Genomic DNA, 625 nt, shown 5'->3' with positions numbered 1-625 from the left:
GTCGCCGAGGCGCCACACGCTCCAGCCGTCCGCGGTGTACGAGCCCGACGCGGCGGTGGCCGCCGAGTCCGGGTGCCGGTAGCGCGCGCCGTTGGCCAGCTCGATGGCGCCGTCCGGCAGGAGCATCGCCTCGAAGTGCTGGTTGCGCCGCGGGCGCGACCACACGATCCGGGTGGGCGTGCCGATGCTGCGGGCCAGCGCCTCCAGGTCGGGGTCGTCCTCCTCCTCGAAGAGCATGGGGGTGCTGGCCCGGATGCTCTCGCTCGGCGGCACCGGGCGGGCCGGTGCCTCAGGGGCGCTCGACGGGTACGGGTCGGAGGCGAACGCCGTCTGCCCGTAGGCGTCGTCCGGGCCCGCCAGGTAGCCGCCGGACTCCCAGGGGCTCTGCTCCACGACCACGGCAGCCCCGCCGTCGGCGTAGGGCGACGCGTAGCCGGGCTGCTCGGCGTAGCCGTAGCCGCCCTGGTCGCCGTAACTACCGGCGGCCTCCGCCGAGTAGTCGCACGCGGGCGCCGCGGGGGCGAACGACGACGACTCGCGCTCGTACCGCGGCCGGGTGATCTCGAAGTCCGGCGGCTCGCTCTCGGCCGAGCCGCCGTAGGCGGGCGCCTCGTCGTACGGCGCG

At 76.2% G+C, this 625-nt stretch carries 1 protein-coding gene; it reads right to left on the bottom strand.

Going from position 1 to position 625, the window contains the following annotated elements; genetic code table 11:
• Positions 1–625: restriction system modified-DNA reader domain-containing protein (locus tag PROKR_RS34170; RefSeq protein WP_483823631.1), on the bottom strand; the 625-nt coding region annotated here is incomplete at both ends.

Origin of the sequence: Promicromonospora kroppenstedtii DSM 19349 (assembly GCF_000515355.1) — a bacterium.
Classification (GTDB): Bacteria; Actinomycetota; Actinomycetes; order Actinomycetales; family Cellulomonadaceae; genus Promicromonospora; species Promicromonospora kroppenstedtii.
The sequence above is the reverse complement of the archived record's forward strand: the minus strand, read 5'-3'. Positions and strand labels throughout refer to the sequence as shown.